This window comes from Sphingomonas sp. (assembly GCF_050725575.1).
Lineage (GTDB): Bacteria > Pseudomonadota > Alphaproteobacteria > Sphingomonadales > Sphingomonadaceae > Sphingomonas.
In genome coordinates, this window is the sequence record NZ_JBOHHW010000082.1 from 1 (window position 1) to 13100 (window position 13100).

Annotated in this window: 11 protein-coding genes; 4 read left to right on the forward strand and 7 right to left on the reverse strand. The window is 63.0% G+C overall.

Features of this window, described 5'->3' with window-relative positions:
* The 5 genes from ACRECS_RS26655 to ACRECS_RS26675 form a co-directional block, all read right to left on the reverse strand.
* On the reverse strand, positions 1-737 hold a 737-nt coding region (locus ACRECS_RS26655), incomplete at its 3' end, for a PAS domain-containing protein (protein ID WP_431586002.1).
* Between the two features lie 614 nt (positions 738-1351).
* A complete protein-coding gene (gene rpoD / locus ACRECS_RS26660) occupies positions 1352-3361 on the reverse strand; it encodes an RNA polymerase sigma factor RpoD (protein WP_431586003.1) in 2010 nt (669 codons plus the stop codon).
* Positions 3358-5274: a DNA primase gene (gene dnaG / locus ACRECS_RS26665; protein WP_431586004.1), complete on the reverse strand. Its 1917-nt coding sequence runs from the start codon at positions 5272-5274 to the stop codon at positions 3358-3360. The genes rpoD and dnaG overlap by 4 nt, the downstream gene beginning before the upstream one ends.
* Positions 5275-5278: 4 nt before the next feature.
* On the reverse strand, positions 5279-5596 hold the full coding sequence (locus tag ACRECS_RS26670; protein ID WP_431586005.1) for an endonuclease domain-containing protein: 318 nt from the start codon (positions 5594-5596) through the stop codon (positions 5279-5281).
* A 136-nt stretch (positions 5597-5732) separates the two neighbouring features.
* The gene (locus ACRECS_RS26675) at positions 5733-6185 is read right to left on the reverse strand and encodes a GatB/YqeY domain-containing protein (RefSeq protein WP_431586006.1); all 453 of its coding nucleotides are present in this window, start codon (positions 6183-6185) and stop codon (positions 5733-5735) included.
* A gap of 130 nt (positions 6186-6315) precedes the next feature.
* Between ACRECS_RS26675 and carA the strand changes: the two genes are divergently transcribed.
* The 4 genes from carA to ACRECS_RS26695 all read left to right on the forward strand — a co-directional run bounded on the left by carA (position 6316) and on the right by ACRECS_RS26695 (position 12242).
* Complete coding sequence (gene carA / locus ACRECS_RS26680) at positions 6316-7500, forward strand: glutamine-hydrolyzing carbamoyl-phosphate synthase small subunit (RefSeq protein ID WP_431586007.1); 1185 nt, start codon at positions 6316-6318, stop codon at positions 7498-7500.
* Positions 7501-7713: 213 nt separating this feature from the next.
* Positions 7714-11049, forward strand: a complete 3336-nt coding sequence (carB, locus tag ACRECS_RS26685) for a carbamoyl-phosphate synthase large subunit (RefSeq protein ID WP_431586008.1) — start codon at positions 7714-7716, stop codon at positions 11047-11049.
* 81 nt (positions 11050-11130) lie between these two features.
* The gene (gene greA, locus ACRECS_RS26690; RefSeq protein ID WP_034161200.1) at positions 11131-11607 is read left to right on the forward strand and encodes a transcription elongation factor GreA; all 477 of its coding nucleotides are present in this window, start codon (positions 11131-11133) and stop codon (positions 11605-11607) included.
* A gap of 80 nt (positions 11608-11687) precedes the next feature.
* Positions 11688-12242, forward strand: a complete 555-nt coding sequence (locus tag ACRECS_RS26695; protein WP_431586009.1) for a rhomboid family intramembrane serine protease — start codon at positions 11688-11690, stop codon at positions 12240-12242.
* A 47-nt stretch (positions 12243-12289) separates the two neighbouring features.
* Here the strand turns inward: ACRECS_RS26695 and ACRECS_RS26700 are convergent, their stop codons facing one another.
* Positions 12290-12520, reverse strand: coding sequence for a DUF4170 domain-containing protein (locus ACRECS_RS26700; RefSeq protein ID WP_431586010.1), 231 nt, complete (start codon positions 12518-12520; stop codon positions 12290-12292).
* Positions 12521-12663: 143 nt separating this feature from the next.
* Positions 12664-13100, reverse strand: a 437-nt coding sequence (locus ACRECS_RS26705) for a hypothetical protein (RefSeq protein ID WP_431586011.1), incomplete at its 5' end; no start/stop codon positions are given.

Sequence of the window (13100 nt, forward strand, 5' to 3'; positions counted from 1 at the left end):
ACTCCGACTCGCGAGGCGATGTCGAGCAGGGTGACGAAGCGAACGCTCGACAATGCATCGATCGAGAGCCCGGAAAGCTTGGCAAGCGGTGCTTCGGGGTGGTCGAGATAGCCACGCAGATTGATTCGCGCGCTGGCGATGCCGGGGATGGCGGCGATCGTCTCGCTGGTGGCATGGCGTTCCGCCTCGGCGTCGCGCAGGTCGCTGGCAATGGTGACGTCGTGGACGAACAGCGCAACACCGCCCGGGTGCGGCTGGATCGAAATGGTCAGGCTGCGATTGCCGTAGCGGATCGACGGCAGATCGAGCGACTCGGTCAGGCCCGATGCCGCAACACGGTGGATTGCCTCGGCGAGAAACTGTCGCGCGGCGTCGGGGCCGAGCGCGTCGATGGCATGGCCAGGATCGACCGCAGTGCCGAAATACGCGCGTGCCGATCGGCTTGCGGCGGTCACGCGCAAATCCTGGTCGGCAAGAATGACCATGTCATCGACCGAGTCGAGCAACGCGGCGCTCCCCGGATCATTACCGCCGGCACCGATCGCATGCGGCGCGCAAAGGGCATCCATCACGTCGATCGATGTCAGGATCAGCCGCGGCCGGCCGCGATGCAGGATATAGACCGGCGAGCGGATCGCTCGCTCCTGCCAGACTCCAAAGTGACGCACGAGATCAGACGCAGTAACGATATGATCGCGAGGCGGGTCGAGCGGAATGATTTGGGCGGATGCGGTCATGTCATTGCTCCCTTTCTTGGGAACCTGAACAAGCCACCTTTAAAGCCGCAAGTGCAAGGCTAATAATCCACTCCGGTTGAGTATTTTACATGGTTACCGGGCAACACCTCCGAAACGGACCAAATTCACGCCGAATTTGCCGCGATTTCAATGTCCCGCCGGCGTGAATCACGCGATTCGGAACCATTCTCCGGTGGCTCAATGGTAAATAGGCACCGCTAAAACTCGATCAAGACAGGAGGGGAAGCGGGGCACGTCAAATACCACCCACCAAGATTTAAGGTTTTCCGTCGGGATAGCAGGTCCCGCGCTCCCGATGGAAAAGAGCGGTACGTCGCCACCCTCCGGAGGCGTGCCCGGTCCCGGCGGAAGAATGGTCCCCTTCCGCCGGGGCGCACTCTGTCTCACCGATCATAAGCGCCCTGATCTGCGATCTGCGCCTGTTTTGAAAGGGTGAGCGACCGTGCCCCGCCTCGCGCGGGTCGCCAGGACATCATCGACAGAGTGACCGACACCGGCATGATTGCGGTGTGCCACGATTCATTCGGGCCGTTTGCGGATGGCGACCGGCGCGGCGGCGGATGGGCTCTTGGCTCATCCGCCGTCCCCGAGTCTTACTGGTCGAGGAAGCTGCGCATTTTTCGCGACCGGCTCGGATGCTTGAGCTTGCGCAGCGCCTTGGCCTCGATCTGGCGAATACGCTCGCGCGTCACGCTGAACTGCTGGCCGACTTCTTCCAGCGTGTGATCGGTGTTCATGCCGATGCCGAAGCGCATGCGCAGCACGCGTTCCTCGCGCGGGGTCAGGCTCGCCAGGACCCGCGTGACGGTTTCCTTGAGGTTGGCCTGGATCGCCGCATCGACCGGGATGATCGCATTCTTGTCCTCGATGAAATCGCCGAGATGCGAATCCTCCTCGTCGCCGATCGGCGTTTCGAGGGAGATCGGCTCCTTGGCGATCTTCATCACCTTGCGGACCTTTTCGAGCGGCATCGACAGCCGTTCGGCCATTTCCTCGGGTGTGGGCTCGCGGCCCTGCTCGTGGAGGAACTGGCGGCTGGTCCGCACCAGCTTGTTGATCGTCTCGATCATGTGCACCGGAATACGGATGGTGCGCGCCTGATCGGCGATCGAACGCGTGATCGCCTGACGAATCCACCAGGTCGCATAAGTGCTGAACTTGTAGCCGCGGCGATATTCGAACTTATCCACCGCCTTCATCAGGCCGATATTGCCCTCCTGGATCAGATCCAGGAACTGCAGCCCGCGATTGGTGTATTTCTTGGCGATCGAAATCACGAGGCGCAGGTTGGCCTCGACCATTTCCTTCTTGGCGATACGCGCCTCGCGCTCGCCCTTCTGCACCATGTTGACGATGCGGCGGAACTCGGCGAGCGACATGCCCGTCGCCTGGCTGATCTCGGCGATCTCCATGCGAATCCGGTCGACGGCGTCGTTCTCGTTCTCGACGAACGCAGTCCATTTCTTGTCGAGCTTGCCGAGCCCGGCGATCCACTGCTCGTCCAGCTCATGGCCGATATAGCGGTCGAGGAAGTCCTTGCGCGGCACCTTGTGACGCTCTGCAAGGCGCAGCATCTGCCCGCCCAGCGCGGTCAGGCGCCGGTTGAAGGCATAGAGCTGATCGACGAGATATTCGATCTTGGCGTTGTGGAACTGGACGCTCTCCACTTCCGCGGTGAGATCTTCGCGCAGCTTGTGATATTTACGCTCGTCCGCGGCCGACAGCTCGCCGCCGGCGCCCATCGCCTCGAGGCGCTGCTGCTGCACCTTCGAGAATTTCTTATACAGCGCAGTGATGCTCGCAAAGCGTTCAAGCGCCTGCGGCTTCAGCTGTTCTTCCATCTGCGCGAGGCTGAGGGTGTTGTCCTCTTCCTCATCGTCCGACGGACGCGGCGTGCGCCGCTCGGTCATCGAATCCTCATCCTCGTCGGCGGGTGCCTCTTCAGGCTCATCTTCCTCCTTGAAGGACGGACCGGCGGTCTTTTCGGAAATCTCGCCCGAGCCTTCGCCGTCCTCATCGTCGGTCAGCGATTCGGGGGCCGGGTCCTTCGACAGCATGGCATCGAGATCGAGGATCTCGCGCAGCTGCATCGTGCCTTCGTTAAGCGCGTTCGACCAGTCGATGATCGCGTTGAAGGTGATCGGGCTTTCGCACAGACCAAGGATCATCGTGTCGCGGCCGGCCTCGATCCGCTTGGCGATGGCGATTTCGCCCTCGCGGCTGAGCAACTCGACTGCGCCCATCTCGCGCAGGTACATCCGCACCGGATCGTCGGTACGATCGATGACCTCTTTCTTCTTCACATCGAGCGAGGGCGCGCTTTCCTCGGCCGTATCGACCGATTCGACCTCGTCCTCGGCCTGCTCGTTGTCCTCGCCATCCTCGCCGGCTTCGTCATTTTCGACGATGTTGACGCCCATCTCGTTCAGCGCGGACATGACATCCTCGAGCTGATCGGATGACATCTGATCCTGCGGCAGCGCCTCGTTGAGCTGCTCGTACGTGATGTACCCACGCTTCTTGGCGCGTGCGACCAGCTTCTTGATCGACGCGTCGTTCAGATCGATCAACGGCGCATCGGTCGTCTCGGTCGTATCAGTCATTCATTGCCCTCGGTACTAAAAGCTCTGGCGTCTTCGTTCGCTTGCACTAGATTTGCAAGCCGAGCGTCAAGCGCCTGTTGTTCCTTCACCAGCGCGACCTGCTTTTCGAACGCTCCGTCCCAATCGAACGTTGCATCCGAATAGTGCGCCTTCATCGTCGCCGTCGCCTCGGCCAGTGCTGCGTCCACTTCGGGCCGAGACACCAGGATCGCGATTGCCTCGTCGAGGTCGTCGCGGGCCCGTTGTGGCTCGGCATCCTTTTGCGTAAACGAACACGATAATTGGTCGGCCCGCAGAAGATCATGCGCGATTATATCAAATTCAGATGAGGCCAATATGGTGAGAAGGCCCTCGCTATCAAGCGCCCCGCCATTATTTGCATCTTTAATCGCCAGATTCACCACCGCCTCGAACAATTTGGCGAGTGCATCATCGGCCAGTTTGAGCGATCCCAGCACTTCCATATGGCGTGCAATTTCGGCCGGATGGCGGATCAGCCCGGCCAGGATCGCCTTGGCGAGGATGCGGTCGATGCCGGTGGCGCCGACGCTTTTCGCATAATCCGTGACTGGCCCGATCGGCGGTTTCCATTTGTCCCGCGGACCGCCGCGCTTGCCCGGCACGAAGGGCGGGCGGGGCGCCCATTCCTTGCGCTCCTTCTCGTACATCTTGTCGAAGCGGCGGCGGAATTCGGCGAGATATTCAGTGCGGACATCCTGATCGGCGATCGCATTGGCCAGATCAGTGAAACGGCGCTTGAAGCCGGCTTTCTGTTCCGGCGTGTCGAGCGGCTCCGCGTCGCGTTCATGAGTCCATAGCCGATCGACCAGCGGTTCGGCCGCCTGGACCAGCGCCTCGAACGCGGCGGGACCCTTGGCGCGGACCAGATCATCCGGGTCCTGGCCCTGCGGCAGCGTGACGAAGGCAAGGCTGCGGCCCGGCCCAAGCATCGGCATCGCCCGGTTGGCGGCGCGGATTGCCGCCTTCTGCCCGGCCGAATCACCATCGAAACACAGGATCGGCACATCCGAGAGACGCCATAGCCGTTCGAGCTGCGCTTCGGTCAGCGCGGTGCCGAGCGGGGCTACCGCTTCACCAAAGCCGGCCTGGGCGAGGGCGATGACGTCCATATAGCCCTCGACGACCAGAATCCGGCCGGCCTTGCGGCTGGCGGCTGCGGCCCTGTCGAGATTGTAGAGCGTGCGGCCCTTGTCGAACAACGGCGTCTCGGGCGAGTTGAGATATTTCGGCTCGCCATCCCCGATGATCCGCCCGCCGAACGCGACGGTGCGACCGCGTGGGTCGCGGATCGGAATCATCAGCCGCCCGCGAAAACGATCGTACGACTCCTTGCCCTCGACCGAGATCAGCAGGCCGGATTCGACCAGCAACGGGTCGCCATAATCCTTAAGCGCGTCCTTGAGTTTCCCGCGCGAATCGGGTGCAAAGCCGAGTGCGAACTCCTTGGCGGTCGAGGCCTTGATGCCGCGCCGTTCCAGCACGGCGCGTGCTTCGGTGCCGGCAATGCCGTTCAACTGGTCGGTGAACCAGCTTGCGGCATCGGCGCAGACCTCATGCAGTCCCTTGGCGCGCTCGGCCTTTTCCGCCGATTGCCGGTCCATCGCCGGCAATTCCATGCCCGCTGCCTGGGCGAGTTCCTTCACCGCATCCATGAAGGGCAGGCCGCGCTGGTCGGTCAGCCATTTGATCGCGTCGCCATGCGCCGAGCAGCCGAAGCAGTGATAAAAGCCCTTGTCGTCGTTGACGTAGAAGCTTGGCGTCTTCTCGTTATGGAACGGGCAGCAGGCACGATATTCCTTGCCGGCCTTTTGCAGCTTGGTGGTGCGCCCGATCAGCGCGGACAAAAGGGTGCGGGCGCGGAGTTCGTCGAGAAATTGCGGGGTGAGGGTCACCTTTCTATCCCCTCCCGCTCGCGGGAGGGGCAGGGGTGGGCTCGCGATCAACCTGGATCGCAGCATTCGCGATCGCTTCCAGAACGCCCTCCATGTTCGCGGTCAGATCATTGTTCCAGAACCGAATGACCCGATAACCGGCCGCCTCAATCGCTGCAGTCCGCTCGGCATCCCGAGTATCAGCTTCCAGATGCTGGCTGCCATCTAATTCAACTACCAGTTTACATGATCGACAGACAAAATCGCCGAAATATCCCGCGATTGGTAGCTGGCGGCTGAATTTGAGGCCATTCAATCGTCCGCTCTTGAGTTGCTGCCACAACTTCCGCTCATGCAGCGTCGCATTGTTGCGTAGGTCTCGCGCCCTCGCGGTCGGCCTTCCCAGCCGAAACCGGGGGCCCACCCCTCGATCCCCTCCCGCTTGCGGGAGGGGAGGAAGAAGGGCGTCGTTGCGCATCTCAGCTCAGCGCCGCCTTCACCAGCCCGCTCGCCTTGCTCATGTCCAGCGTCGTCGCATGGCGCGCCTTCAGTTTCGCCATCACGCGGCCCATATCCTTCATGCCGCTCGCGCCGAGCTCCGCCTTGATCGCCTCGATCGCGGCGGTCGTGTCGGTTTCGCTCATCTGCTGCGGCAGGAACGCCTCGATCACCGCGATTTCCGCCGCTTCGCCGTCGGCAAGCTCCTGGCGGCCGCCTTTGACGAACATGTCGATCGATTCGCGGCGCTGCTTGACCATTTTCTGCAGCACTTCGACGACCAGCGCATCGTCGCTTTCTGGCGCCTTGCCGACCCGCGCTTCGATGTCGCGATTCTTGATCTGCGACTGGACGAGGCGGAGTGTGGCGGTGCCGGCCTTGTCCCCGCCCTTCATGGCGGTGACGAGCGCGGTCTTGATGTCGTCGCGAATCATTTTAACGTCCTTCGAAGGCAATCTCGACGCCTAGCCGAACCGTCATGTCTTTAACAGATTGACGCATCGGGTTCGCGCCTCTAGCTCCCGCCCCTTAGCGACATTGAAACCCCATGGAGTGCCCGCCACGATGGCCGACGCCAAACCTATTGCTGCGCCTGAAGGAGCCACGGGGGTGTTGGTCCTCGCATCCGGAGACGTCGCATGGGGCCGAGGCTTCGGCGCGGAAGGCGCTGCGGTCGGTGAAGTGTGTTTCCATACCGCGATGACCGGTTATCAGGAGGTGATGACCGATCCCTCCTTTGCCGGACAGATCATCACCTTCACCTTTCCGCATATCGGCAATGTCGGCGCCAACCCCGAGGATATCGAGGCGAACGACCCGCATGCGCTCGGCATCATCGTGCGCGAGGATGTGACCGAGCCGTCCAATTTCCGCTCGGTCGAGCGGCTCGACAGCTGGATGAAGACGCATGACCGGATCGGTCTGGCCGGGATCGATACGCGCGCGCTCACGCGCCGCATCCGCACCGGTGGTGCACCGAACGGCGTGATCGCGCATTCCGCGACGGGCGAGTTCGACATTCCGAAACTGCTCGAGATGGCGCGCGCCTGGCCCGGCCTTGAGGGCATGGACCTGGCGATCGAGGTCACCACCGAGACGCATTATGGTTGGGACGGCGGCATCTGGCGGCTTGGCTTCGGCTATGGCGACGCCCCCGGCGACACGGCCCGCCCGCATGTCGTGGCGATCGACTACGGCGCCAAGCGCAACATCTACCGCAATCTGGTCCAGGCCGGGGCGAAGGTCAGCGTCCTGCCCGCCACCGCAACCTTCGATCAGGTCATGGCGCTCAAGCCCGACGGCATCTTCCTGTCGAACGGCCCGGGCGATCCCGCCGCGACCGGCGAGTACGCCGTGCCGGTCATCCAGCAGCTGCTCGAAACCCGCATCCCGCTGTTCGGCATCTGCCTCGGTCATCAGCTGCTCGGCCTCGCGGTCGGGGCGGAGACGACCAAGATGTTCCAGGGGCACCGCGGCGCCAACCATCCGGTCAAGCGGCTCAGCGACGGCGCGGTCGAGATCACCTCGATGAACCACGGCTTCGCAGTGGTCGGCGAAACGCTGCCCGCAACGGCGCGCGAAACGCATGTGTCGCTGTTCGACGGCAGCAATGCCGGGTTCGAATTGACCGACCGGCCCGCGTTCAGCGTGCAATATCATCCCGAAGCGAGCCCGGGACCGCAGGACAGCCTGTATCTGTTCGAGCGGTTTGTTGGGATGCTTGGCGAGGTGAACCATGGCGACCGTTAGGAAGTTCGATGTGGAGCACCTGGATAAGGCGACTCCTCATGATGAGGTGAGTTCGGCGATCGTTCGTCTCGTCGACTGTGGGAAAGAAAAATTCATCCAGATCGACACTTACGGACGAGCTACTAGAGAAAAGCCCGGCAAACTGTCTCAAACGATTAGGTTGGATAAATCAGCATTCGAAAAGCTGATAGAACTCGGAAGCAAGCACTTTTAATGCCAAAACGCACCGACATCTCCTCCATCCTCGTCATTGGCGCTGGTCCGATCGTGATCGGCCAGGCGTGCGAGTTCGATTATTCCGGCACGCAGGCGATCAAGGCGCTGCGCGAGGAGGGCTATCGCATCATCCTGGTCAATTCGAACCCGGCGACGATCATGACTGATCCCGAGCTGGCGGATGCGACCTATGTCGAGCCGATCACGCCGGAGATCGTCGCCAAGATCATCGCCAAGGAACGCCCCGACGCCGTCCTGCCGACGATGGGCGGGCAGACCGCGCTCAACACCGCGCTGGCACTGTTCAACGACGGCACGCTGGAGAAATACGGCGTGCAGATGATCGGCGCCGATGCCGAGGCGATCGACAAGGCCGAGGACCGGCAGAAATTCCGCGAGGCGATGGACCGCATCGGCCTTGAAAGCGCACGCTCGGCGATCGCGCACACGATCGATGAGGCCCTTGCGGGCCTCGAGCGCACCGGGTTGCCGGCGATCATCCGCCCAAGCTTCACCATGGGCGGCTCCGGCGGCGGCATCGCCTATAATCGCGAGGAATTCGAGGAAATCGTCCGCAAGGGCCTCGACGCATCGCCGACCACTGAGGTGCTGATCGAGGAATCACTGCTCGGCTGGAAAGAATATGAGATGGAGGTCGTGCGCGACCGCAACGACAATTGCATCATCATCTGCTCGATCGAGAATATCGATCCGATGGGCGTCCATACCGGCGATTCCATCACTGTCGCGCCGGCGCTGACGCTGACCGACAAGGAATATCAGATCATGCGCAACGCGAGCATCGCGTGCCTGCGTGAAATCGGCGTCGAGACCGGCGGCTCGAACGTGCAGTTCGCGGTCAATCCGAAGGATGGCCGCCTGATCGTGATCGAGATGAACCCGCGCGTGTCGCGCTCCTCGGCGCTGGCTTCCAAGGCGACCGGCTTCCCGATCGCCAAGGTCGCGGCCAAGCTTGCGGTCGGCTATACGCTCGATGAGATCATGAACGACATTACCGGTGCGACCCCGGCTTCGTTCGAGCCGACGATCGACTATGTCGTGACCAAGATCCCGCGCTTCGCGTTCGAAAAGTTCAAGGGCGCCGAGCCGATCCTGTCGACCGCGATGAAGTCGGTCGGCGAAGTGATGGCGATCGGCCGCAACATCCATGAATCGATGCAGAAGGCGCTGCGCGGCCTGGAAACCGGCCTGAGCGGCTTCAACATGGTCGAGGCGCTGCAGGGCGCACCGCGTGCGGAAATCGAGGCGGCATTGGCGCGCGCCACGCCTGACCGGCTGCTGGTCGCGGCACAGGCGCTGCGCGAGGGCTTCACCGTCGCCGAAGTGCATGCGATCGCCAAATACGATCCCTGGTTCCTGGAGCGCATCGCCGAGATCATCGCCGCCGAGGAGCAGGTCTGCACACAGGGCCTGCCGCGCGACGCGGCCGGCCTGCGCAAGCTCAAATCAATGGGCTTCAGCGACAAGCGTCTGGCTTATCTCGCGCTCAAATCGGCCAATCTGCGCGGCGGCAGCGAGCGCGGCATCGCGCGCAGCTCGGGCCTGATCCATGAAGCGGTCAAGGCGATGACCGGCGGCGTGACCGAGGACGAAGTGCGCGCATTGCGCCACAAGCTCGGCGTGCGGCCGGTGTTCAAGCGCATCGACACCTGCGCCGCCGAGTTCGACGCCAAAACGCCCTATATGTACTCGTCCTACGAAGCGCCGAGCTTTGGCGAGCCCGAATGCGAAAGCCAGCCGAGCGACCGCAAGAAGGTCGTCATCCTTGGCGGCGGTCCGAACCGGATCGGGCAGGGGATCGAGTTCGACTATTGCTGCTGCCACGCCTGCTTCGCGCTGGAAGAGGCGGGCTATGAGACCATCATGGTCAACTGCAACCCGGAAACAGTGTCGACCGATTACGACACCTCGGACCGGCTCTATTTCGAACCGCTGACCGCCGAGGATGTGCTCGAGATCCTTCATGTCGAGCAGAAAAAGGGAACGCTGGTCGGGGTGATCGTCCAGTTCGGCGGCCAGACCCCGCTCAATCTCGCGCATGCGCTGGAACAGGCCGGCATCCCGATCCTCGGCACCAGCCCGGACGCGATCGATCTTGCAGAGGACCGCGAGCGTTTCTCCGCGCTCGTCACCAAGCTTGGCCTGCGCCAGCCGGCCAACGGCATCGCGCGCAGCCGTGACGAGGCGATCGCGGTCGCCGAGCGGATCGGCTACCCGGTGCTGATGCGGCCAAGCTACGTCCTTGGCGGGCGGGCGATGGAGATCGTCGATTCGCCGGTTCAGCTCGACGATTACATCCAGACCGCGGTGCAGGTGTCGGGCGACTCGCCCGTGCTGATCGATCAATATCTGCGTGATGCGGTCGAGGTCGATGTCGACGCGATCTGTGACGGCACCGATGTGACGGTTGCCGGCGTGCTCCAGCATATCGAGGAAGCCGGGGTCCATTCCGGCGACAGCGCCTGTTCGATCCCGCCCTACAGCCTGTCGGACGCGGTCATTGCCGAAATCGAGCGCCAGACGATCGCGCTGGCGCATGCGCTGTCGGTGGTCGGGCTGATGAACATCCAGTTCGCGGTCAAGGACGGCCTGGTCTATCTGATCGAAGTCAATCCGCGCGCCAGCCGCACCGTACCGTTCGTCGCCAAGGCAATCGGCGCGCCGGTTGCCAAGATCGCGGCGCGGGTGATGGCGGGCGAGAAGCTCGCCGACCTGCCCAAGATCGATCGCCACATCGATTATTTCGCGGTCAAGGAGGCGGTGTTCCCGTTCAACCGTTTCCCCGGGGTCGATCCTGTCCTCTCGCCGGAAATGAAGTCCACCGGTGAAGTCATGGGAATCGATAGCAATTTTGCGATCGCCTTTGCCAAGGCCGAGCTTGGGGCGGGGACGGTGCTACCCAGTTCGGGCAATGTGTTCATCAGCGTCAAGCCAGGCGACAAGCCGGTCATCCTGCCCGCCGCCAAGCTGCTTGCCGCGCAGGGTTTTCGGATCATCGCCACCGACGGCACCGCGACCTTCCTTGAAGCCAACGGCGTGCCGGTCGAGCGGATCAACAAGGTGGCGCAGGGGCGGCCGCATATCGTCGACCGCATGAAGGACGGCGATATCGACCTGGTGTTCAACACCACCGAGGGCTGGCAATCGCTCAAGGATTCGCAGCCGATCCGCGCGGCGGCGCTGGTGCAGAAGATTCCGCACTTCACCACGGCGCCGGCAAGTGTCGAAGCGGCACAGGCGATTGTGGCCCTTGCGACACACGACCTTGAAGTACGGCCTCTGCAATCCTATTATTCGCACTCGCACAACTAATTCCCCACATGAGAACAACGTGCGGGCGGGCCCATCAGGGTCGGCCAACGGGGAATTTTTGAAGACGAAGGACTGTAAGGGATGGCTACCGTCGAAAAGATGCCGATGCTGCAAGAGGGCTATGAGAAGCTCAATGCGGACCTGAAACGGCTTAAGGCGGAGCGCCCTCAGATCGTCGACGCGATCGAGGAAGCGCGCGCGCATGGCGACCTTTCCGAAAATGCCGAATATCATGCCGCCAAGGAGCGGCAGGGCCAGATCGAAGCCTCGATCAGCGATATCGAGGATAAATTGTCCCGTGCGCAGGTCATCGACCCGAAGGAATTGTCGGGCGACAAGGTCGTGTTCGGCGCGACCGTGACTCTGCTCGACGAAGACGAGAAGCCGGTGAAGTACCAGATCGTCGGCCAGACCGAGGCCGATGCCAAGGGCGGGCGGATCTCGTACAACTCGCCGCTCGGGCGCGGGCTGATCGGCCGCAAGGTCGATGAAGAGGTCGAAGTGACCGTGCCGTCGGGCGACCGCTGGTACGTCGTGTCGAAGATCGAATTCATCTGAACGGGATCGATCTTCCGCGCGGACGCTTCACCGATGCGCTGATTGCGTTTTCGGTCTTCGTACTGCTGTTCGCCTTCGCCGTGGTGGGCCTGGCCGAAGCGTCGATAACGTACGGTTTCATCCCGCAGAATTTCGTCACCGGCGGCTGGCGCGACGACCCGGTTCGGTCCTGGTTGTCGCCGCTTGCCTCGGCGTTTCTGGCGCGCGATTTCCTCTCGGCGACCTTCAACCTGATCTTCCTGCTGATCGCCGGCCGTTATGTCGAAAAGGCGTTGCGGCCGGTCGGGCTGGGCATTCTCTTCGTGGCCGGCGCCTATGCCGGCGCGCTCGCCCGCCTCGTGCTGACGCCCGGCTCGATGATGCCCAGCGCCGGGCTCGATCCGGCCGTGTTCGCAATCATCGGCGCCTATTTCATGCTCTACGGCGTGCCGCGCGCGATCCCGATCGGGCACGGCCAGAGCCGCGGGGTGCAGATCGCGATGCTGGCCGGCGTCTGGCTCGGCATCCAGGTCGTCTTCTCGCTCCTTGCACGGAGCTTCGAATTGTCGGTCACGATCATCGAACCGCTTGGCGGCCTTGCCGCCGGTGTCGCGCTGGCGCGCCCGCTGCTCAAATGGCAGTATCGCCGCGCCTGATGTGAACGCGACCGCTGGATCTCGTCCGATCCAGCGGGCGTGACGACCTACGCCGCCGGGGGCGACATCAGGTCCGGTTCGAGCAGCCGGTGCAGATGCACCACGACAAATTTCATCTCGGCATCGTCAACGGTCCGCTGTGCGGCCGAGCGCCAGGCTTTTTCGGCGCTCTTATAGTCGGGGAACACGCCGACGATTTCGATCGAGTCGAGGTCGTCGAAGTCGAGAGTGCGCGGGTCGCTGACGCGGCCGCCGAAGACGAGGTGGAGTTTGCTCATGATATGCGTGTCCAGGGAGAGGAGTCGCGCATGTCCTTAGGGGCCATGCTCAATGGCCGCAACGGTCGTGACAAAGCTGGTCTGGCGTGCCGGCGGGAGCGGGAGGGTGGCCTTGTGACCGACACACCATCCCGGTCGAGAGGCTATTTCTTTTTGTCTTTCGCGGTCTGAGCCGCGGCGGCACCCGCCGTCGCCAGCGCCTTCACCACGCCGCCGAGCAACTTGCCTGCCTGATCGCGCGCCGCCGCTTTGTTCAGCCCGAGCGAATCCAGTTCCGCCTTGCCGGCATCGCGCGCCGCCTTGGCTGCCGCCCCGGCGGTGTCGGTGATGCGCTTGCCGACCGGCGCCAGCAGCTTGCCCTCGCGCTCGCTGCGCGGCACCAGTGCACCGACCACGGCGCCGAGTGCAATGCCACCGGCCAGCAGCGCCAGCGGGTTAGCCTCCAGGCTGTCGGCGGTCGAGCGTGCGGTCTTCAGCGCGGACTTGCGGCCCTTGTCGATCGCCTTGGCGGCCTTGTCATAGGTCTTTTCGAGCGCGTTGCGCTTCGGAGCGGAGCGGGCGGCAGTGTTGGGGGTAGCGT

Bases quoted from the DNA above. Each gene is read 5' to 3' on its own strand.
- rpoD (WP_431586003.1), bottom strand. From the start codon at position 3,361: ATGACTGATACGACCGAGACGACCGATGCGCCGTTGATCGATCTGAAC.
- ACRECS_RS26700 (WP_431586010.1), bottom strand. From the start codon at position 12,520: ATGAGCAAACTCCACCTCGTCTTCGGCGGCCGCGTCAGCGACCCGCGC.
- greA (WP_034161200.1), top strand. From the start codon at position 11,131: ATGGCTACCGTCGAAAAGATGCCGATGCTGCAAGAGGGCTATGAGAAG.
- carA (WP_431586007.1), top strand. From the start codon at position 6,316: ATGGCCGACGCCAAACCTATTGCTGCGCCTGAAGGAGCCACGGGGGTG.
- ACRECS_RS26675 (WP_431586006.1), bottom strand. From the start codon at position 6,185: ATGATTCGCGACGACATCAAGACCGCGCTCGTCACCGCCATGAAGGGC.
- carB (WP_431586008.1), top strand. From the start codon at position 7,714: ATGCCAAAACGCACCGACATCTCCTCCATCCTCGTCATTGGCGCTGGT.